This window comes from Pseudomonas sp. WS 5011, assembly GCF_012985775.1.
Taxonomy (GTDB): Bacteria; Pseudomonadota; Gammaproteobacteria; order Pseudomonadales; family Pseudomonadaceae; genus Aquipseudomonas; species Aquipseudomonas peli.
The window spans coordinates 249,547-271,249 of the sequence record NZ_JAAQXA010000004.1 but is presented as its reverse complement, the minus strand read 5'-3'; the positions used below and the strand labels follow the sequence as shown (position 1 = coordinate 271,249).

Annotated in this window: 15 protein-coding genes; 10 read left to right on the top strand and 5 right to left on the bottom strand. The window is 59.1% G+C overall.

The window, feature by feature from the left end; all coding sequences use genetic code 11:
- Positions 1-47: 47 nt before the first annotated feature.
- Both HBN63_RS06785 and ggpS read left to right on the top strand, forming a co-directional pair.
- Complete coding sequence (locus HBN63_RS06785; protein ID WP_170048869.1) at positions 48-1,334, top strand: MFS transporter; 1,287 nt, start codon at positions 48-50, stop codon at positions 1,332-1,334.
- A 96-nt stretch (positions 1,335-1,430) separates the two neighbouring features.
- Positions 1,431-3,698 (top strand): glucosylglycerol-phosphate synthase, encoded by a 2,268-nt coding sequence (gene ggpS, locus HBN63_RS06780; RefSeq protein ID WP_170048868.1) that lies wholly within the window; start codon positions 1,431-1,433, stop codon positions 3,696-3,698.
- 48 nt (positions 3,699-3,746) lie between these two features.
- On the opposite strand, the gene HBN63_RS06775 is transcribed toward ggpS, so the two are convergent.
- From HBN63_RS06775 to arfB, 3 genes are all read right to left on the bottom strand, one after another.
- Positions 3,747-4,166, bottom strand: a complete 420-nt coding sequence (locus HBN63_RS06775) for a VOC family protein (protein WP_167144695.1) — start codon at positions 4,164-4,166, stop codon at positions 3,747-3,749.
- A gap of 165 nt (positions 4,167-4,331) precedes the next feature.
- Positions 4,332-5,198 carry a LysR substrate-binding domain-containing protein gene (locus HBN63_RS06770; protein ID WP_170048867.1) on the bottom strand — a complete coding sequence of 289 codons (867 nt, stop codon included), beginning with the start codon at positions 5,196-5,198 and terminating at the stop codon, positions 4,332-4,334.
- A 103-nt stretch (positions 5,199-5,301) separates the two neighbouring features.
- A complete protein-coding gene (arfB, locus tag HBN63_RS06765; protein WP_167144697.1) occupies positions 5,302-5,715 on the bottom strand; it encodes an alternative ribosome rescue aminoacyl-tRNA hydrolase ArfB in 414 nt (137 codons plus the stop codon).
- Positions 5,716-6,202: 487 nt separating this feature from the next.
- Here arfB and HBN63_RS06760 point away from each other — a divergent pair, with 487 nt between their 5' ends.
- From HBN63_RS06760 to HBN63_RS06725, 8 genes are all read left to right on the top strand, one after another.
- Positions 6,203-7,237, top strand: a complete 1,035-nt coding sequence (locus HBN63_RS06760) for an extracellular solute-binding protein (RefSeq protein WP_170048866.1) — start codon at positions 6,203-6,205, stop codon at positions 7,235-7,237.
- Positions 7,234-8,910, top strand: coding sequence for a diguanylate cyclase (locus tag HBN63_RS06755; protein ID WP_170048865.1), 1,677 nt, complete (start codon positions 7,234-7,236; stop codon positions 8,908-8,910). The genes HBN63_RS06760 and HBN63_RS06755 overlap by 4 nt, the downstream gene beginning before the upstream one ends.
- Before the next feature lie 280 nt (positions 8,911-9,190).
- Entirely contained in the window at positions 9,191-10,606 is a 1,416-nt protein-coding gene (gene ccoG, locus HBN63_RS06750) for a cytochrome c oxidase accessory protein CcoG (protein ID WP_170048864.1), read from the top strand.
- A 64-nt stretch (positions 10,607-10,670) separates the two neighbouring features.
- A complete protein-coding gene (gene mapR, locus HBN63_RS06745; protein ID WP_170048863.1) occupies positions 10,671-12,080 on the top strand; it encodes a GntR family transcriptional regulator MpaR in 1,410 nt (469 codons plus the stop codon).
- Positions 12,081-12,446: 366 nt separating this feature from the next.
- On the top strand, positions 12,447-14,084 hold the full coding sequence (locus HBN63_RS06740) for a methyl-accepting chemotaxis protein (protein ID WP_170048862.1): 1,638 nt from the start codon (positions 12,447-12,449) through the stop codon (positions 14,082-14,084).
- 167 nt (positions 14,085-14,251) lie between these two features.
- Entirely contained in the window at positions 14,252-14,767 is a 516-nt protein-coding gene (locus HBN63_RS06735; RefSeq protein ID WP_170048861.1) for a hypothetical protein, read from the top strand.
- Between the two features lie 5 nt (positions 14,768-14,772).
- Complete coding sequence (locus tag HBN63_RS06730) at positions 14,773-16,083, top strand: metal-dependent hydrolase (protein WP_170048860.1); 1,311 nt, start codon at positions 14,773-14,775, stop codon at positions 16,081-16,083.
- A 90-nt stretch (positions 16,084-16,173) separates the two neighbouring features.
- Positions 16,174-17,781 (top strand): methyl-accepting chemotaxis protein, encoded by a 1,608-nt coding sequence (locus tag HBN63_RS06725; protein ID WP_170048859.1) that lies wholly within the window; start codon positions 16,174-16,176, stop codon positions 17,779-17,781.
- Between the two features lie 77 nt (positions 17,782-17,858).
- Here HBN63_RS06725 and HBN63_RS06720 read toward each other — a convergent pair whose 3' ends face one another.
- Together HBN63_RS06720 and HBN63_RS06715 are read right to left on the bottom strand one after the other, a co-directional pair.
- Entirely contained in the window at positions 17,859-19,802 is a 1,944-nt protein-coding gene (locus HBN63_RS06720) for a methyl-accepting chemotaxis protein (RefSeq protein ID WP_170048858.1), read from the bottom strand.
- Positions 19,803-20,175: 373 nt separating this feature from the next.
- The gene (locus HBN63_RS06715) at positions 20,176-21,636 is read right to left on the bottom strand and encodes a sodium-dependent transporter (protein ID WP_170048857.1); all 1,461 of its coding nucleotides are present in this window, start codon (positions 21,634-21,636) and stop codon (positions 20,176-20,178) included.
- Between the last annotated feature and the right edge of the window lie 67 nt (positions 21,637-21,703).

Genomic DNA, 21,703 nt, shown 5'->3' with positions numbered 1-21,703 from the left:
CCCTTCATGCTTGCACTCAGCGGCATAGTTCCCTAGGGTAGGTCGCCATGTGGTCCCTGATTGCCCCTATCAGCTCGTTGCTAGGTGGGGTTGCTTTACTCCTCCTCGGCAATGGTCTGCTCAACACCCTACTGACCCTGCGTGGCGTCGCCGAAGGCTACTCCACCTCGATGCTCGGCCTGATTATGTCCGGGTACTTTGTCGGTTTTCTCCTTGGCACCTGGCTAGCGATTCCGCTGGTCCGCCGCGTTGGGCATATCCGTGCGTTTGCCTTTTGCGCCGCACTCGCTGCCATCACTGCCTTGTTGCATGTACTGATCGTCGATCCCTGGGTCTGGCTGGGCCTGCGCGTGCTCTACGGCCTGGCGCTGGTCAGTCTGTATATGGTGATCGAGAGCTGGCTTAACGCCCAGGTGCCCAACGACAAACGCGGCCAGGTGTTTGCCGTGTATATGGCGGTCAACCTCGGCGCGCTGGCCGCCGCGCAGCAGCTGCTCAACCTGGCTTCGCCCAGCGACTTCGTGCTGTTCGCGCTTGCCGCCATGCTGATCAGCGCGGCCTTGATGCCCATCACCCTGACTCGGCAGATCCAACCCAGCGTGCCGGACACCCTGCACACCAACCTGCGGCAGATCGCCGGTATCGCCCCATTGGCGCTGGCCGCCGCTGGCTTATCCGGCCTGGCCCTCGGCGCCTTCTGGGGCATGGCGCCGGTGTACGCCAGCCTGAACGGCTTCGATGCCACCGGCGTGGGTTTGCTGATGAGCTGCACGATCCTTGGCGGCGCCTTGCTGCAATGGCCGATTGGCATCTACTCGGATAAACACGACCGCCGCCTGGTGCTGTTCTGGGTGGTCGCGCTGGCCGTAGTAGTTGCCGTACTGATGAGCCTGTTACCGGCCGGTCGCCTGCTGCTCGGGCTGATGTTTATCTGGGGCGGCTTGGCCTTTGCTATCTACCCGATTGCCGTGGCGCAGCTGATCGACCAATTGCACAGCGATGAAATCCTCGCCGGCTCCAGCAGCCTACTGATGGTCAACGGCATCGGTTCGGTGTGCGGCCCGCTGCTCGCCGGCCTGCTGATGCAGCACCTCGGCGCCCAGGCGCTGCCGCTGTATTTCGCCGCCACGCTCGGCCTGCTGGCGTCTTACACGCTGTACCGCCTGCGTCATGTCAGCGACCTGGTCAGCGCACCGGCCGGGCACTTTATGCCCATGCTGCGCACCAGCCACACGGTGCTTGAGCTGATGCCCGATGCACCGCCCACAGACGACCCAGACCCAACTGACTCACATGAGGCCCCGCCCAACCCGGCGCCGCAGACGCCTGGGTAAACCAAGAGACGAACACCCCGTGGCGCAATCGTCCATAGCTCGTCGGCTTTTGTCGGCGCGTCACTGCACCCACTTAACTGGACAGGAAGACAGCGCATGTTACTTGCCACCGATCTCGATGGAACCTTTCTCGGCGGCGATCCCAAGGATCGCTTAAGCCTTTACCAAACCATCGCCGCCCACCCGGAAATCCGCCTGGCCTACGTCACCGGCCGCAGCCTGGAATCGGTGCTGCCACTGCTGGCAGACCCGACCCTGCCGCAACCGGATTTCATCATCTCCGACGTTGGCGCCAGCCTCGTGCACGGCGACACCTTGCAGCCAATCCAGCCGCTGCAAAGCGCGGTGGACGCCCTCTGGCCCGGCGACAGCCAGGTTGCCAGCGCCATCGAACGCTTTGCTCTGGAGCGCCAGGACGTACCGCAGGTGCGCCGCTGCTCCTACTTCTGCGGCCCGGAGCAAGCAGCCAACCCGGAACTGCTTGAAGTTGCAGAAAGTCTGGGCTGCGACTTGCTCTACTCGGCCGAGCGATACCTGGATTTTCTACCCAAGGGCGTCAACAAGGGCAGCAGCCTGCAGGCGCTGATCGACTGGTTGGAACTGGACAACGACCAGGTGCTAACGGCTGGCGACACCCTGAATGATCTGAGCATGCTCAGCGGCCAGTTCAAGGGCGTCTGCGTCGGCGCATCCGAGCCGGGCTTGTTGCAGGCCACGCGGCAGTATTCGCGGGTATTCCACGCTGAGCGCGCCGGTTGCGGCGGCATTCTTGAAGCCTTTGTGCACTTTGGCTTTCTCGGCAAACAGGGCATCGCCGCCGAAGGCAAGCAAGTTGCCGAACCCGGCAAGGCCGATCTGGTGATGGTCTACCACCGCCTGCCCTATGAAGAATTCCGTGGCGCCGATGGCAAGCTGCAGCGCCGCCGTCCGACGTCACCCAACGGCATTATTCCTACCCTGCTGAGCTTCTTCGGCGATGGTCGCGCTGGCTCCTGGGTGGCCTGGGCCGAGCATGACGAAAACAGCGGGGAAACCTTCGACAGCCACACCACGGTGGATGCCGAGCGTTACCCAAAGTTGACCGCCGCGCGGGTGGCGCTGAGCAAGGGAGAGGTCGACATTTTCTACAAGCGCTTCTCCAAGGAAGCCTTCTGGCCGACCCTGCACACCTTCTGGGAGCGTGCGCAGTTCCGTGAAGACGATTGGCAGGTGTTCCTCAAGGTCAACCGCGCTTTTGCCGAGCGCACCGCCCTGGAAGCAGCCGAAGGCGCCACCGTCTGGCTGCACGATTACAACCTGTGGATGGTCCCCGGTTACCTACGTGAGCTGCGCCCGGACCTGCGCATCGCCTTCTTCCACCACACCTACTTCCCCTCAGCGGATGTGTTCAACGTACTGCCCTGGCGCCGGCAGATCATCGGCAGCCTGCTGCAATGCGACTACATCGGCTTCCATATCCCGCGCCAAGTGGAAAACTTCGTCGATGCCGCGCGCGGCGTGATGCCGCTGCAAACCGTCAGCCGGCAGAACTGCGCACCACGCTTTATCACCTATGGCTGCGCCGTGGGCCTGGAGCGCATGACCACTGCCGTGGACACCGGCAACCGCGTGGTCAAACTCGGTGCCCATCCGGTGGGCCTGGATATCGAGCGAGTGCGCAGCGCCCTGGCCGCACCGAAGATCAGGGAAATGATGGAACGTCTGCGTAGCGAACTTGCCGGGATCAAACTGATTCTCTCGGTGGAGCGCCTCGACTACACCAAAGGCATTCTGGAAAAGCTCAACGCCTATGAGCGCCTGCTGGAAGAAAACCCCGAGCTACTGGGCAAGGTCACCCTGGTGACCGTGTGCGTGCCGGCGGCCAAGGAAATGACCATCTATGACGAGCTGCAAGGGCAGATCGAACAGGCCGTGGGCCGTATCAACGGCCGCTTCGCCCGCATCGGCTGGACGCCGCTGCAGTTCTTCTTCCGCAGCCTGCCTTTCGAGGAAGTCAGCGCCTGGTACGCCATGGCTGACGTGATGTGGATTACCCCACTGCGCGACGGCCTCAACCTGGTGGCCAAGGAATTTGTCGCCGCTCAAGGCCTGCTGGATGGGCGTGGCGTGCTGGTGCTCTCGGAATTTGCCGGCGCCGCCGCCGAGCTCAAAGGCGCTCTGCTGACCAACCCGCACGACCCCATGGATATGACGCAAACCTGTTACGTGGCGCTAAACATGCCCAAGGCCGAAGCCCAGGCACGTCTGCGTGAGCTGTTCGATATCGTCAACTACAACGATATCCGCCGTTGGGGTGATGAGTTCCTCGCCGCCGTCAGCGACCCGCAGGAGCAACTGGATCGTGCCCTCGGGCTGGTCGGCTAGGCGGCAACGGCGCAGCTGCATAGATCCGCTGCGCCGAGCCAAGCCTACCTAGCCCATCTGCGCATCAATATCGCAATTGATCATCCAGCCGACGCCAAAGCGGTCGGTGAACATGGCAAAGCGCGTAGCCCAGAAGGTCGCCTGCAACTCCATCTGCACCGAACCGCCCGCCGAGAGCGCTTTATACAGGCGTTCAGCCTCCGGTACGTTTTCCACCTGTAGGGAAACCGAAGCGCCCTTGATGCCCTCGTACGGCATACCAGGGAAGGTGTCAGACGCCATCAGCAGCTGATCGCCCACCGTCAGGCACACGTGCATCACACGGTCATGAAACTGCTCCGGCACATTGCCTGCTTCCGGGCTTTCGCCCATGCGCATCAGCTCCAGACTGCCGCCCAGGCATTCAGCGTAATAGTTAAAGGCCGCTTCGCACTGGCCATCGAAGGTCAAGTAGGTATGGATCTTCATCTGCACTCTCCTTAGAACTCGCGTACTTGATTGATAGCCTGCCACTGGGGCTTTTTCCGGGTATGTAATGGCAGACCGCAAACCCAAGGCTAGGTTCTGTACGCTGGTCAAACGGCGAAATGGCCAATCGACAGGCGTGCAAAAAGTACTGAAGTTAACCCCTACTCACTGCTGACGCGGGTGAGGCAGCGAACGCTCAGCCAGCTGACTGCTCAGGTAATCGAGAAAGCAGGTGATGCGCGAAGTCAGGGCGGTGTTGCGGTAATACACCGCATGAATCGGTTGACGCACCTCGACGGTATCGCGAGCCATCAACTGCACCAAGGCACCGTTGGCCCGGTCAGCGCCGGTCATAAAGTCTGCCAGGCAGACGATTCCAGCACCGCTCAAGGCCAGCTGACGTAACGTCTCGCCGCTGGACGCGCTCAGACTCGGAGTAATGCTGTAGGCATCGCCCAGCGCATGGCGCAGCGGCCACTGGTTAAGCCTGTCGGGCTGGGTAAAGCCGAGCAGGCTATGCCCGCTCAGATCTTCAACACGTTTCGGCGTGCCCTGTGCCTTGAGGTAAGCCGGGCTGGCAAGAATACGCAGGCGATTACTGCCAAGTGGCCGCGCATGCAAGGTGGAGTCGCGTAATGGACCGATACGTATTGCCACGTCGGTGCGCTGCTCCAGCAGATCGATAATCTGGTCGCTGCTGTGCAGCTCCAGCTGAATCTCCGGGTACAGCGCCCGAAAACCCGCCACCAGCGGTACAACTGCATGCAGCATGAAAGGCGCGGCGGCATTCACCCGCAAGCGCCCTGCTGGCTTCTGCCGCCGCACCATCATCTGCTCTTCGGCGCTTTCCACGGCATCAAGTATTTTGCGCGCCTGCACCAAGAAGGCCTGGCCCTCCTCGGTCAGTTCCAGCCGACTCAGCGCACGGCTGACACCGGAAGCCGTCTGCGTCAGTTGTTCGGCAGCGGCACTGATCGAGCCACCGTCTACCACGCTAACAAAGGCCAGCAGTTCATCAAGGGTCGTTTTCATTCATGCATATTAGTCAAATATTCATTCCTGAAAACACTGCCTTTACTCACGAAAATAAGCTGGAAACGGCTGCCTTACCACGCAGCCAACTGTAAGCAGATTATTAGAAGTCGACCTTGCCACGCCCGGCCTTGATCGTACCGCGGATGCTCTTGCCTTCCAGGCGGCGTTTTTTCGAACCCAGGGTCGGTTTGGTCGGACGGCGGGCTTTCTCAGTCTTAGCGGCGCTGCGAATCAGCTCGGCCAGGCGCTCCAGCGCGTCGGCGCGGTTCTGCTCTTGGGTGCGGTACTGCTGGGCTTTGATAACCACCACACCTTCGGCGGTGATGCGCCCGTCGCGCAACGCCAGCAGCCGCTCCTTATAGAACGGTGGCAAGCTGGATGCCTGGATATCGAAACGCAGATGGATCGCGCTGGACACCTTATTGACGTTCTGCCCACCGGCGCCCTGGGCACGAATGGCGGTCAGCTCGACCTCATCGTCGGGCAAGTGAACGCTGTTGGAAATGATCAGCATGGCGTGCAAGTTCAGAAACCAGGGCGCACAGGATAACTCGCAGCACTGCCTGTCGACATAATGGCGCTCAACGCAATGCGCGCGGCGGCGAAGCAAGGAAGCGGTTCAATCGCCTTGGTGGCATGTCACGGGCTCAATAGGTTGTCGATGGCCACACAAAACCTGGGCCCCACATCTAAACAGCGGCACATCCCCCACGAAAATACGCATCAGATGGTTTAGCGAACGGTTTACAGGGCTCTCGACCATCATTTATTTGCGCGCCCAGCATCGCCGTTAACGGCTACACATGACGCCTATCGCAAGCACGCGCCATTGGCACAAAGCTTTGCAAACGCATGAGAAGGAAATACGAAGTACACGCATTAGCTGCACACAGCCAGACGATTGATATGGCTCGGGAAAACCATTCCCGTTAAACAAGCAAAAGGCGCTACTGCACTAGGCCATGAGTGACCTAGACTGTGGAAAAACAGAGGCCATTGCTATGCCACTCCGCTCGCTCCTGACCTTGGTCCTGTTAACCCTGTTTTGCTCATCATTACAAGCCAAGCCGCTGCTACGCGTGCTGGCCTGGCCCGGCTATGCCGATGCGGACTTAGTCGAAGCCTTTGCCGAACGCTATGACGCCGACGTGGAAGTCACCCTTGTCGGCAACGATGATGAGTTGCGCCTGAAATTTAGTAAGGACGGCGGCCAACATTACGATGTGATTGCGGCCAACACCTCAGAAATCAACTATTTCGTGCAGCAGCAGCTACTGCAACCACTGCGCTTGTCGAATTTGACCCAGCGTAGCCGCCAGCTTCAACAGTTCCGCCAACTCAATGACATCCCAGGCTTGATGCACGATAGGCAGGCGTATGGCGTTCCGTATGCCTATGGCGAGATGGGGTTGATCTATAATCGCAAAATGATGAGCCGCCCACCGACCTCCATCAACAGCCTGTGGGACCCACGCTGGCAGGGCCAAGTGCTGGCCTATGACGGCAGCAGTCATAACTTCTCCCTGGCCCGGCAAACCTTGGCTAAACCGCCCTTCGCCATCCCCAGCGAAGACATGCCCGCCACCGTTGACAAGCTGATTGCGCTGCGGCGCAACGTGTTGAGTTTCTACAGCCTGCCAGAAGAGTCCGTCAGCCTGTTCATGCAAAACTCCATTGCCTTGATGTACGCCAACTACGGTCGCCAGCAACTCAAGTTACTCCAAGATGCGGGCGCTGATGTGGGTTACGTGATCCCCCAGGAAGGTGCTCTTGCCTGGCTCGATTGCTGGGCCATTACCCGCACCACACCCAACCGTGACCTGGCTGAACAATGGATCAACTACACCCTGGAACCGCAAGTCAGCGGTGCTCTGACCGAGCGCCATGGCCTGGAAAACACACTGCGTACCCTGCAAGCCTCAAGTGCTCCTCTGCGCCTGATTTGGCTAGAGCCGGTGGCAAACGCCGAGCTGCGCGCCAAGCTCTGGAAATCCATACTCGCCGGTGATCGTCCGGGAAATGTGGTGCTGCCTTGAAATTACGCCTGGGCAATAAACTCACCGTACTGCTTTGCATGTTCGGCTTGCTGCTGGGCGGTATTGCCAGTTACTACTCGCTCAGCAGCAGCAAGCAAATATTAATTGCTGCTGCCAAACGCGACCTGCTGCTGGCCAACCAAGTGCTGGGACGCAATCTGCAGATCAGCCTAGAAAATTTCGCCAGAGACCTAAAGGTTCTGAGCGACCAATCGCAACCGGTTGAAGTGCTGCAAGACATGCCGAATAACAGCAAGGAGATAGAGGAGTTAGCCAGGCTGTTCACCTCGATGCTGGATGCTCACCCTGAGTACCAACGGATTCGCCTGATCGAAGCCAAAAACTATGGCTTAGAACGCATCAATGTTGATCGTCAGGGCATCGTTGCCAGCACGGCATTACAAGAAAAGGGCCACATTCCCTATGTATTCAAAACGCTGAAACTGTCGCCCGGCCAACAGTTCTTCTCTGAGATAGCCCCTTCGCGCCTGGATCCCGACAAAGCCTTAACGTTGCACATCGCCAGCCCCATTTGGACAAACGAACCCCGTGCAGTGGGGGTGATCGTGCTGAGCATCGACGTTAAAACGCTGTTCAGCCGGCTAAAGCGTGAGCTACCGGACTACTACCAGTTTTTTTTAGCCAACAGCCAGGGCGAATTGCTCCTCAATCCAGAGCGCGAGCAATCCCAAGATCAAGGCTCTATTGCCATGCTGCAAGCGCAGCTGCCGGAAATTCTTACGCTGCTGAGCGGTAAAAGCAGCAGCATGCTTGGCATTCTGCCCGCTAAACGCGAACAGCCCTCACGACTGGCGGCATTCACGACCATCAGCATCGAAGCCGAAAGTAATCATCTACTCCTCGGTCTAGCGGTCCCCGAAAAACACATTCTGCAAGCATCCCAAGCACTCGATCAGCGCCTGATTCAGATCATCGCCGCGCTCGGCCTTATCACCCTGATACTGTCCCTGTGGCTTGCACGACAAATGATTCGCCCGTTGAACCAAATCGGCCTGGCAATAGCCCACTTCAGCCAAGACCTCAGCCTGCAGCCCCTGCCAACCGAGCGGGGGGACGAGCTCGGCAAGCTGGCCCGGGATATCCGTGCCATGCAGGAGAAAATCCTTGCCCAGATCATCCAGCTCAACACCAACCAGCAAGAGCTGCAGCGCATGGCGCATATCGACCCATTGACCGGGCTACCCAATCGCCGCCTGTTTTTCGATCGTTTAGAACATGCAATCAGCAATGCAGAGCGCAGCGGGAAATTATTGGGCTTGCTCTATGTCGACCTTGATCACTTCAAGGAGATCAACGACACCCATGGCCACGCTGCCGGTGACGAGGTGTTGAGTAACGTGGCACACCTGCTGGTCTCAGTAACCCGCAGCGGAGATACCGTGGCCCGCCTGGGCGGTGACGAGTTCGTTATTCTGTTTGACGAGGTGGAAAGCCGCGCGACCTTGCTGGGAATAGCTCAGAAACTCCTGTCACTGCTGCAAAACCGTCTGTTAATTGATGGTAAAGACCTTCAAGTAAGGGCCAGCCTCGGCATCAGCCTGTACCCGCACGACGGCAGCGATGCGCAAACGCTGCTGCAAAACGCCGACCGCGCCATGTACAGCTCCAAGCGTAGTGGGCGCAATACAATCACCAGCAGCCACATCACATAAGTACCCAGTGCAGTGGCGGCTGTTGAATATGCCTACCTGCTACTCACGCGCGACCTGACTCGTGCTGCCGACACTGAGTTGCCCCATGGTTGTGGCACTTAGAGCATCAGCCATTGCCCTGTGAATGCGCTGCGGTCATCACTCACACCGCGCAGAACTGCCAGTGCCGGCGGTGCCACCACGCATCTGATCCGCTTTTTATTTGAAAACCTGAGTCTGTTACTCAAACAGACGTGATCGCATCATGCCCCTCGCCTGATAAAGCCCGACGAGGCCCGCAATGAGCGAACGTATACCCGCGCAGATCATCGAAACCATTGATCCGCGCCAACCTATCCGCCTGACGCCGTCACAAGCGGGTGGACCGATTCATACCCGCAGTTTCAGCGGCCGTTTTCGTAACCTGCGCTTGTACGGAGCAGGATTGCTGTTTCTGATTTTCTTCGGCACCGCCTGGCTGGACTGGGGAGGCAGGCAGGCGGTGCTGTGGAACCTGGCCGAGCACCGCTACTACATTTTCGGCGCAACCTTCTGGCCGCAAGACTTCATATTGCTCTCGGCGTTACTGATCATCGCCGCCTTCGGTTTGTTCGCCATCACGGTAGTGGCTGGGCGCGTATGGTGTGGCTACACCTGCCCGCAAAGTGTGTGGACCTGGGTGTTTATGTGGGCGGAGAAGATCACCGAGGGTGAACGCCACCAAAGGATCAAGCTGGATGCGGCCCCCTGGTCGCTGAACAAGTTGGCGCGGCGCAGTGCCAAGCACGCCATCTGGCTGGCGGTTAGCCTGCTCACGGCCCTGACCTTTATTGGCTACTTCACGCCAATCCGTGACCTCACCCGCGACCTGCTGAGTTTTCAACTGGAGAGCGGCACGCTGGTCTGGGTACTGTTTTTTATGACGGCCACATACCTGAACGCCGGATGGCTGCGTGAGAAAGTCTGCGTGCACATGTGCCCTTACTCACGCTTTCAAAGTGCCATGTTTGACGACGACACCCTGCTGGTGGCCTACGACGCCACGCGTGGTGAAGGCCGTGGCCCACGTAAGAAGGAAAGCGATCACAAAGCTGAAGGACTGGGTGATTGCATCGACTGTTATATGTGCGTGCAAGTGTGCCCCACCGGTATCGACATCCGTGATGGCCTGCAGATCGACTGCATCAGCTGCGGAGCATGTATCGATGCCTGCGATTCCATCATGGACAAAATGGGCTATGCCCGGGGCCTGGTTGGCTACCACTCCGAACGCGAACTGCAGGGTGGCAAAACCCACTGGCTTCGGCCACGGCTGATTGGCTACTGCATCGCGTTGGTATTGATGATCGGGGCCTTCATCTGGGCATTGCATGACCGCTCGATGCTGTCCATTGATGCAGCCAAAGACCGCAGCATGTTCCGTGAGAACCAATTGGGGCAGATCGAGAACACCTACCTGCTCAAGGTGATCAACAAGACCCAGCAACCACAGCGCTACGCGCTGACACTGGCCAACAGCCCTGATCTGCGCCTGCAGGCACCTGCGCAACTGCAGCTCAACCCTGGGGAAATCCTCGACGTACCGGTGACCGTGATCCGGGAAAACCAGCAAGCTATATCCAGCACCCTACCCGTGCAGTTCGTGATCAAGAACCTGGCCAATGCCCGTGAGCAGGCACAGACGCAGAGCATCTTTCTCTCACCCAGTGGGCGCTGACAGTCGCATGGTCAGGCAACTCCCCGTAGAGTGCGCGAATCTGCAACGCGCGCCTACGGACACGATGAAACGCTACGAGATATTTGCCGACCAGATTGCCGAACTGATCCGCAGCGGCATGCTCGCGCCTGGTGAAAAAGTGCCCTCGGTGCGCCACGCCAGCCGCACCTATGGGGTCAGCCCATCCACGGTGTTCCAGGCCTATTACCTGCTGGAAGACCGTGGCCTGATCCAGGCGCGCGCCCGCTCCGGTTACTTCGTGCGCGAGCTGGCGCGGCATTCCCTCGCCGAGCCGGAAACCAGTCAGCAGCTGACCCAGACCACCGAGGTGGATGTCAGCGAGTTGGTGTTCTCAGTCCTCGCGTCGCTAAAAGACCCCGGCACTGTGCCATTCGGTTCAGCGTTCCCCAGCCCACAGCTATTTCCCCTGCCACGCCTGGCCCGTTCAATGGCCCAGAGCGTGCGCGACATGCAGCCACAGGCGGTGATTGCCGATATGACCGAGGGCAACCCCAGCCTGCGCCGGCAAATTGCCCTGCGTTATATGGTCAGCGGCGTGATGCTGCCATTGGAAGAACTGGTGATCACCAGTGGCGCCATGGAAGCACTCAATCTGTGCCTGCAAACCGTCACCCAACCCGGTGATCTGGTGGCCATCGAGGCGCCCGCCTTTTACGCCACGCTGCAGGTGCTGGAGCGCTTGAAGCTCAAGGCCGTGGAAATCCCGGTCAACCCACGTGAAGGCATCGACCTGGACGTGCTCAGCGAACGTCTGGCCAGCCTGCCAATCAAAGCCTGCTGGTTTATGAGCAGCCTGCAGAACCCGCTGGGCGCGAGCATGAGCGATGTCAAAAAGCGCGCCCTTTATGAGGTGCTCCATCACCATCAAGTACCGCTTATAGAAGATGACGTGTACGCCGAACTGTACTTCGGCAACCAACCGCCTAAACCCGTCAAGAGCTTCGACCGCGACGGCTTGGTGATGCACTGCGGCTCGTTCTCCAAATGCCTGGCCCCGGGTTATCGGGTTGGCTGGGTGGCCGGCGGACGTTATGCCGAGCAGATCAGCCGGCTCAAGCTGATGACCACCATCTCCCCCTCCGTACCAGCCCAGGCCGCCCTGGCCGATTACCTGCAGCACGGCGGCTACGATCGCCACCTGCGCAAACTGCGCCATGCTCTGGAAGCGCAACAGGCGTCAATGCTCGCCTCCGCCGCACGCCATTTCCCCGCCACGACCAAAGTCTCTCGCCCCAGCGGGGGCTATTTCCTCTGGTTCGAGTTCCCTGAGCAGGTTGATGCACTGCGCCTGTTCCAACTGGCCCTGGCCCAGGGCATCAGTCTGGCGCCAGGGCCGATCTTCTCGGCCACCCGGCGCTTCGGCAACTGCGCTCGCCTGAACTATGGCCACCCCTGGGATGCCCAGAGCGAACAGGCGATGGCTGTGCTGGGGCGCATACTCGCCTCGTTCTGATCAAGGCTACAAAGGCCATATACAGCGGCCTGCTCATGATCAATCGGCATAAGGCTATTACAGCCTCACGCTCAGCCTGTACAACTTTCGTATAACCCGACAGATGATCTGTCTGCTCAGCTTGGCAGATCAATTCGCCCTTCCTGAACCGCAATAAACCGCATATTTGCGGGTATTACGGCCATTTCAAGGACTCCGGTGCAGCGCCGTTACCGGCCATCGATCACTATGGCTAAAACCCAAAACAAAATTGTACAAAGCAATTAATCTGTATAGGATTTGCATAAGAGAGTACTCACCACCTGCTGAGCCTCCCCTTAACGCAGTAAGCAGTCGCCGCCCCGAGGGGCAAGAGGAGTCGATTTCATGCAATCACAATTGAGTATTGCGCAACGCCTGAGCCTTGGATTTGGCTTGATCCTGTCATTGATGATCCTGATTACCCTCATCGGTGTAATACGCGTTGGCTTTATCGACGAAACCCTGACCGCAGTCAGTGAAGGGGCCTCGCTCAAGCAGCGTTATGCCATCAACTTTCGTGGCAGCGTGCATGATCGCGCCATCGCCATCCGCGATGCCGTGTTGGTGGATAACGATTTGGCGCTGAACCGTCAACTGAGCGAAATTCAACGCCTTAAAGACTTTTATCAAGAGTCGGCGCGATCCATGGACAGCTTGCTGCGCGAACAAGCGCCAACAGCTACCGAACAGCGTCTTCTGAGCGATATTCAAATTATTGAGCGCAGCACCCTGGCCTTGACCGAGCAATTGGTCAGCCTGCGCAGTCAAGGCGATACGGACGCAGCTAGAACTCTGCTGATGGAGCAAGCCTCTCCGGCTTATCGCGAATGGCTCAAACGCATCAATGCTTATATCGACCATCAGGAACAAGAAATCGGCCAGGATATTGGTGCGGTGCGTGAGGCCGCCGGCGGCTTTCGCCTGCTGATTCTGCTGGTTACCGCGGCGGCCGTACTGCTGAGCATTGGCGTGTCACTGATCATCATCAACAAGTTGAAATCCACGCTGGGCGCCGAACCCTACAAAGTCGCCGAGATTATTCAGCGTCTGGCCAATGGCGAACTCAATCAACGCATCCAGACCCACTATCCGGACAGCGTTATGGGCGCCCTGCAGGACATGGTCAAACACCTGGCTGATACCATTACCCAGGTACGCGGAGCCGCCAGCGAACTGACTCTGGCCTCAGACCAACTGCTGACCACATCCGACAGCAACAATAAGCAGATCCGCCTGCAATCCAGCGAGGCTGAGCAGATGGCCACCGCCATCAACCAGATGGCCGCCACCGTCAATGAAGTGGCCAACTACGCAGCCAGTGCAGCCTCCGCCACCCGCAACGCAGACAGCGAAGTCGCCACCGGCAATCAAGTGGTCGGCGCTACCGCCAGCGCCATCCAGAACCTGGCGCGCACCCTGGAAAGCGCTGCCGAAAGCGTGCAGCAGGTGTCCACGGACAGCGAGAGCATCGAGAAAATCATCGAGGTGATTACCTCCATTGCCGAGCAAACCAACCTGCTCGCCCTTAACGCCGCCATTGAGGCCGCACGAGCGGGCGAACATGGCCGTGGCTTTGCCGTGGTGGCCGACGAAGTACGCTCCCTCGCTACCCGTACCCAGGATTCCACCCGGGAAATTCGCGGCATGATCGGCAAGCTGCAGGAAGGTGCTGGCAAAGCCGCCGAAGTGATGCGCAACAGCCGTCAACTGGCCCAACAGACCGTCGAACAGACTGGTCAGGCCGAGACTGCGCTGAACAAGATTCGCCGCGAAGTCACCGCCATCAACGAAATGAACGCGCAGATAGCCAGCGCCTCGGAAGAGCAAAGTGCGGTGGCTGAAGAGGTCAACCAGAACATCAACCGCATCCACAGCGCCACCCTGGAAACCTCCTCCGGCTCCGAACAAGTGGCAGCTTCCAGCCGTGAACTGGCCACCCTGGCCAATCGCCTAACGGACAAAGTCAGCTTCTTTAAGTTATGACTGTAGCCAAGGAGAGCTCTGGCGCAGAGGCCATAGATTCCAATGCGCGGGGCGATTTGCACTATTGATTTCGGCAGAGTAATGGCACAGTGATATCATCCGCTATGTTCTACAATCCTACAGCGCGACAGTATCAGTAGTGCCTGCCTCTTCTACGGAGTCACCTTATGACCTTCTCCGCTCGCCGCCTGTTTTCAACACTTGTTTTACTGACTATCAGTTCAGCGCCTTGGGCGGAGACTTCCTGGCATGAGCAACCGTCAGGGCCGCTCATACTGACTATCAGCGGCGAACTGGACTGCTGCCCCAGTGGCACTGCCTATTTTGACCTGCAACGCCTGGATGCTCTGCCGCAGAGCGTTGTCAGCACCATGACCCCCTGGACTGAAACCACCGACAGCTATTCAGGTGTCAGACTGAGTGAATTGCTCACAGCCCTGGGTGCCAAAGGCAACAAGATAAGTGCAACGGCACTGAATGATTACAGCACTGAGTTCAGCAGTGATGCCTCGCTACAGTACCCGGTCATTTTGGCAACCCGCCGCAATCAGCAATTGATGCGTGTACGCGAAAAAGGGCCCATCTGGATCATGTACCCACTGAACGACTATCCCCAGTTACGCAAAGAAGAACACCACCACGCCATGGTCTGGCAGCTCAAATCCCTGCAGATCAGTGAGTAATTCAGATGCGGCGTCTGCGCTATGTTTTTTTGTTGTTGGTGACACTGGGCTTTGCCATTGGTATCGCGGCATCACTCATCAGCAGCCAGCGCAGTGCAGAATTGACCTCCAGCCGTATTCAGCTATCCGCATGGTCGTTAGCCCAGCTTGAGCATGAATTTCTAAAGTTTCATGCCAGCCTACGGCTATTCCAGGCAGATAAGCTGCTGGCGGAACAGCTGCAGCTTGATTACGACTTGCTCTGGAACCGTTTGGAAGTTTTCCTCAATGGTGAAGAAAACCGAGCGATTCGCGAGCGCTTTGATGCCGCCGCGCTGGCAAGAAGCTTACTGAACCAGCTGAAACAGGATGAAGCACTGCTGTTTGCGCCCCAACTGCAGCCTAGCGAGCAAATCGAGCAATTGATTACGGCTTACAGCCAGTATCAACAGCCCATTCGACGACTGATTGTGCGCAATTTCACGGGCCCAGAGGCGGCCAGTATCGTCGATGAAGCTCATGCCCAGCGCTTTCTGACTCAAGGCCTTCTGCTTACCCACCCATTGCTCGACAGCTTTACCAGTTACGGCACCCAGTTGCTCTGGCCGCTAACCCCTGTACCAACTGCATGGTCGAGCATCTTTATTATCGATCCGCTCTACACCGTGCCACTGTGCATCGCCGTGGCGCTCGGGCTGCTTTATGGCTTACGCGACACCACTGGGCAGAAGACGGCCACCAAGGCGCCCGCACTGGCCTTGCTGGTGTCTTCGCTGTACCTGGGTTTTACCGTCGCGGGTAAGTACATGGCCGAGCAACGCGTGGAAGCCGAACTGGCGCGTCAGGGCATCGAAGCTCAGCAAATCTTCAGCACCACCACGCCGTTTAACAGCCTGCTGTGGCGGGTGATCGTTCTAGATGGCGACGACTACCACGAGGCGCTGGTCAGCTGGTTTGACGATACGCCACCGACGCTCGAGCGCATCCCCCGGGGGACGCACCTGGCAGCGGCACTGGCAGATTCACCAGCGCATGCCCGGCTGGCATGGTTTACCAATGGTGTGCTGCGCTATGACCAGCTCGGCAATCACTTGGTCGTGACCGATATCCGCCTGGGCATGACCGGCTTCCACCCCTTCCGCTTCGACTTCGCCACCCTGGAAAACGGCCAATGGCGCGTACATGACAACATCCAGCGCCTGCCGGTAGAACGCGGCGATGTATCGCGCCTGCAGCTGCTGTGGGCGCGCATCTGGCAGCCTGAGGTGCAAGTACCGCTGCTGGTCTGGGCTGATGAGTTACGTAAAGTGCCGCTGGCCAGCAGCGACTTGCCATAACCGAGCCTGCCGGCCTGCATAGGCCGGCCCTACAGAGATGCTGCGCATGGTCTAGGCTGAACTCCAACCTCTATCCGTTGGAGTCTAACCATGAATATCCGGCAGAAAATGATCGCCTGTGGTGCTATCAGCGTACTCGCAGCCACCCTGCTGGGTAGCATCGGTTTCTGGGGGCAAACCCGCCTGGCCAGTGCCCTCAACGAGAATCAGCTGAGCGTCAGCGCCCTGCGCAACCACTTGGAAGGCGACATGATGCATGACGCCCTGCGCGCCGATGTACTCGCAGCCTTCTATATCGACCCCGCCGACAGCGCGGCGGTCACCCAAGTACGCGATGACCTGCGCGAGCACAGCGAATGGTTTACCCGTACCCTGAATGACAACGCCAAACTGCCGCTTAGTGCGGATATTCGCCAGGCCATCAGCCAATCGCAGCCGGCCCTGGCCAGCTACATTCAGCAGGCCGAGGGCATCGTCAATCTGGCTCTGACTGACCCACAGGCCGCACGGCAACAGATGGCTGCCTTCGATGCCAGCTTTGGCGACCTGGAAGAAAAGAACGAAGCCCTCAGCGGCCTGATCGAAACGCATTCGGCAAAAACCCGTAGCGACGGCGAGGCCGCCGTGCAACAGGCGGCCTGGTTGCTGATTGGCGGCATTCTGCTGGTCTGCTGTCTGCTGTGCCTGCTCACCACCCAGTTAATGAAAGCCGTTTTGCGCCCACTGGAGAAAATCATCGGGGTGGCGCGCAATATTGCTCAAGGCAACCTGCGTAGCACCATCACCATCGACAGTAACGATGAAGCCGGGCAGCTGCAGCAAGCACTGGCGGATATGCAAACCAACCTTCGGCAAATGATTGATGACATTCGCCAGGAAGGTGAGCAGTTGCAGCAAACAGCGCGCAACCTCAACGGTGCCTCGCAGAGCATCGTGCACAGCACCACAGAAGAATCACAAAGCGCCAGCAGCATGGCTGGCGCGATGGAACAGATGATGCAAAACATCGAACAAATTGCCGGCCATGCTCGCAATGCTCAGGAAATTTCTTCGCACTCGGAACACCTGGCCAGTAACGGCGGCCAGGTCATCATGGGCGTGGTCGATGGCATGAGCCGGATCGCCGAAGCCGTCAATGAATCCAGCGCCACCATCACCGCGCTGGGCGAATCGTCCGAGGAAATTCACTCGATCATTCAGGTGATCAAAAGCATTGCCGAACAGACCAACCTGCTCGCACTTAACGCGGCCATTGAGGCTGCTCGCGCGGGTGAAGCAGGTCGCGGCTTTGCCGTGGTAGCCGATGAAGTACGCAACCTCGCCGCACGTACCGCGCAATCGACCCAGGAAATCACCGGGATGATCGAACGCATCCGCAGCAGCACCGAACAGGCAGTGAACAGCATGCAGACGGGGGTCACTCGGGTCAGTGATGGCGTGGCGCTGGCTCGTCAAGCCGGTGAGTCGATCAACGAAATCCGTGGCGGCGCGCACCGTGCAGCTGAAGTGGTGGAAGAAATATCGCAAACCATCAACGAGCAGAGCCGTGCCAGCAGTGAAGTGGCACAGCAAGTCGAACATATCGCGCAGATGTCGCAACAAAACAGCCGTACCGTCAATGAGTTGGCCAATGCGGCGCAAAGCCTAGACCGCGTAGCGCGCAGCATGCAGAACGCCGTGCTGCAATTTCAGACCTGAGCCACGCACTGAGCCGGTTACTCAATACCCTTGGTCAGCCCACCGAGCCCAATCGCTCGGTGAGTTTCGCACATCAATCAGCTGCGGAACTGCGCCACGAGCCCCTGTAACTCAACGCCCAAGCGCGCCAACTCGGCACTGGATGCTGCAGTCTGTTGGCTGGCGCTGGCGCTTTGCTCGCCGATATCACGCACCCGCGTCACGCTTTCACTGATAGTTTCCGCCACCGCGCTCTGTTCTTCGGCGGCCGCAGCGATCTGCTGATTCATCTGCTCAATGGTGCTCACCGCCTGAGTGATGCGGCCCAGTGCAGCGCCAGCCTCGCCGGCCAGAGTGACAGTGCGCAGCGTCAGATTGCGGCTGCTGTCCATCTTGTCCACGGCGCCCTTGGCCAGGCGCTGCAAGCTGGCGATCAGCCCTTCAATTTCTTCGGTAGAGTCCTGCGCGCGCTTGGCCAGGGCGCGGACCTCATCGGCTACCACAGCAAAGCCACGCCCCTGCTCGCCAGCCCGTGCGGCTTCGATCGCCGCGTTCAATGCCTGCTCAGCTACGTTGCGAATCACCTCCAGCACACCGCCAATTCGAGCGCTTTCCTGATTCAGCGCGGCAATCGCTTCGGCAGATTCTTCAACTTCGCTGGCCAAGCTGCTGATCTGGCTGACAGCTTGCTGCACCACCTGGTTGCCCTGTTGCGCTTCCTGATCGGCGGCGCGGGCGGCCAAAGAAGCCTGCTCGGCGTTCTGCGCCACTTCCTGCACGGTTGCAGCCATTTCATGCATAGCGGTGGCGGTCTGTTCGGTTTCCATCTTCTGGTTCTGCACACCAACGCTGGTTTGCGCGGTAATCGCCGACAGCTGCTCGGCGGCAGCAGCAATCTGGCTGACGCCACCGCCAATGCGCCCAACCAGGGTGCGCAGGCTCACGCTCATCACTTGCATGGCGGCCATCAGTTGGCCCGGCTCGTCACGGCGATCCTGCGGCAGGTCGTGGGTCAAGTCGCCGGCTGCGATGCGCTGGGCAAACACCACGGTCTGCTGCAAGGGCGCAACAATCAAGCGGGAGATAATCAGCGCCGCCAGCATGCCGATAATCACCGCAGCAATGCCCATCGCGCCGAGCAACAGCATGGCTTGGCGGCTATCAGCGGCCATGGCCTGCTCTTGCTGAACCTTGGCTTCATCCACCAATGCCAGCACGGCCTGGGCACGTTCAACCATGGCAACTTCGCTCTGCTGGCTCTGCCCGCGTACCTGTTGGTAATTAGTGAATGCCTGCTGATACAGGGTCAACGCCTTCAAAGCCGTTTCGATGGCGCCTTTCTGATCGTCATCCAGCCAAACCATCAAGCTGCGTGCGACGGTTTGCAGGTCGTCATTGATATAGGTCCACTCTTCCAGGGCTTCGGCCGAGCCATCGATGATGTACTGGCTCTCATGGCCGCGCAGGTCGAGCATGCGTTTGCTCAGGCCCGAGGCGGTTTCCGCCAGGGTCAGCGGGTCGCTGCCGCGCAGCTTGTCACCTTCCAGGCGCAGCTCACGTACCGCGTCATACATATCCAGTTCGATCACATCGAACTGATCACGCGCCTCGCCGGCCGCTTCACGCATCTGCGTGCGCGCCGCGCGGGCATTGTTCTGCTGCTCGACAAAGCTGTCGAACTGCCGGCGATAGTCGTCGATGGCCTGCTGCATGCTTTGCAGACGCGCCTGATCGGCGTCGGAAGCGGTCGCCAGCTGCTGAGCGAGCGTGGCGCCGACCCGATCCAACTGCTCACGCACCTGCGCGGCGGCCTCGCTGTTCTGCCGCAGAGCAAAATCACGCTCGGCGCGGCGCGCCTGCAACACCTGCGCATCGATTGCCGACAAACCACTGGTACTGGCATGCCCATCCAACACGGCTTGCACTGCCAGAAAGCCACTGCCGGTAACGGCAACTGTGAGCAACAGCACCAAGCCGAAGCCACACATAAGCTTTTTTCCGACAGACAGATCGGCGAACAGACGCGCGGCAGAAGAGGACATAGCAACAACTCCGTTTTTATTATCGAGCGCAGCAAGGCGGCGTGATGGCGGCCTAGGCAAGCTCATGAACAACTGATGGCAGTTTAGCCCCGCTTTATTGCAACCCTTGCGCCAGAGGCCTGATCCGGGCTTAGGTATCAGCGCCAAGGCCCGAGCCAGAGCCGTTGACCGTTGTTCAGCGAGATAAAGCCAAAGGTCGAAAGCTGCGGATAACCCGGCTTATCGGCATGTTTCCGCTGATGCCTTACCGAGAGTGGCGATTTATCGCCAAAAAGCCCACGCCAAGGTTATGGCGGACCAATCTGTAAATAAGAAAAAAGGCGCACGGCTTTTGCCCGTGCGCCCTTCTCTATTGCGGCTCAGCTTGGCGTGATTAACGCCCGGCAAGCGCCGGTACGACTCGTGGTCGCAGCACTTCACCGAGCACCGCGAGCAAGCCAATGGCGCCAGCAATCCAGTACCACTGGGCAATCGGGTCAAACATCAACCAGCCCAGAGCGTGGAGGAACACCACCATGATCAGCACCGGGCTGACGTAGCGCACCATAAACAGCCAAAGTGCATAGCCCAGCGGCGGCAGGTTCAGCTCATCACGCATGATTTCATCGCGCAGGGCGTAACCGGCCAGCAGCACCATGAAGATCCCGCCCAGCGGCATCATCCAGCGCGAAGTCAGGTAATCCAGCCAGTCGAAGAAGTTCTTGCCCAGCGGCGTCCAACCGGCCAGCAGGTTGAACGAGAGCATCGCCAGCAGACTGATCACCAGCAGCACCGCACCGGACGCGGCAGCGGCCTTGACCCGGCTGACGCCGTGTTTCTCGTTGAGATAGGCAACCAGTGCCTCGATCATCGAGATGGCCGAGGTCAGCGCCGCCACCGACACCATGGCGAAGAACAACACACCGAAGACAGTGCCGAACGGCATCTGCTGGAAGGCCAGCGGCAAGCTCATAAAGATCAGGCCAGGCCCCGCGCTCGGGCTCATGCCGTTGGCGAAGATGATCGGGAAGATCGCCAGCCCCGCCAGCAGCGCCACGCAGGTGTCGCAGACCACCACCATAAAGGTGGTACGGGTAATCGACTGGCCGTCAGGAATATAGGAGCCGTAGGTGAGAATCGCCCCAGAAGCCAAGCTCAGGGTAAAAAAGGCATGGCCCAGAGCCGCCAGCAACGCTTCGCCGGTAATTTTCGAGGCATCGAAGGTGAACAGGAAATCGAAGCCGGCCTTGAAGCTGCCACTGGTGAAGGCATAGCCGACCAGTACGATCAGCATTACAGCCAGACCAGGCATCATCCAGCGGAAAGCTTTCTCGACACCAGCCTGCACGCCTTTGCCGACAATCCACAGGGTCAGCAGCGCCACCAGCACGCTCCAGCCGCCGAGTTGCCAGGGATTGGCGTTATGCGCTTCGAATACCCCACTCAACTGTTCGACACTGGTGGCCGCCAGGGAGCCGTCGAGCATCTTCCACGTATAGGCAAAGGCCCAACCGGCCACCACCACGTAGAAACACAGGATCATAAAGCCGGCCAGCATGGCCATGCCGCCGACGGCCTTCCACAGTGGGTTGCCGCCGTTTTCCTTGACCACCCGACCAATCGCATCGATGGGGCTGCCACGGCCGCGTCGGCCAATGGCGATCTCGGTCATCATCACCGGAATACCGATGGCCAGAATGCAGGCCAGGTACATCAGTACAAACGCACCACCGCCGTATTCGCCGGTGATGTAGGGGAATTTCCAGATATTGCCCAGGCCCACAGCGGAGCCGGTTGCAGCAAGAATAAAGCCCCAGCGCGAGAGCCAGAGGTTCTTCGGTTTTTCACGGGTCATGCGTCACCTGTTTGTTTTTATCTGTGACGAAATAGAACCCGCAGCGCTTGTGGCGCGGCGGAGTGGC